A 395-nucleotide genomic window follows, 5' to 3' on the forward strand; every position below is an offset into this window, starting at 1 on the left:
ACGGTGTTCGCGTGCCACCCGATAATGTCGTCTCCGACGTGATGGGCCAGCGAAATGGCAGCATTGTAGGCACGGCGCCCCGGGAGGGCAGACTGCCCATCCACCGAGGTCAGAGCACTCCCTCTCAGCGCGGCGGGAGCAACCGGCTGGATCAGTGTCGTGACGTAGTCATTGGCACGGTCGATCGAGGCCTGATCCTGATATGCCGGTGGCGTTAACAGGCTGGTGGCGTCCTGATCTGCATTCTGCTGATCGGTGGAGGCAAGCGAGCAAATACCGGCATCCGCTTCTGCATCCGAGCAGTAAAGCGTAAAATGGCGGTTGTTATTGGCCTGCGCGCCCTGCCCTGCACCTTCCCAGGACGGCGTTCCCTTCCCGGCCTGCGTCCGCTTGTC

1 pseudogene is annotated in these 395 nt (G+C 62.3%); it reads right to left on the reverse strand.

Annotated features, from left to right (window positions below):
- Positions 1–395 (reverse strand): annotated as a pseudogene (locus tag R5H23_RS16935) (hypothetical protein); the annotation flags it as partial.

The organism is Gluconobacter sp. GP1, assembly GCF_032913585.1.
GTDB lineage: Bacteria > Pseudomonadota > Alphaproteobacteria > Acetobacterales > Acetobacteraceae > Gluconobacter > Gluconobacter cerinus.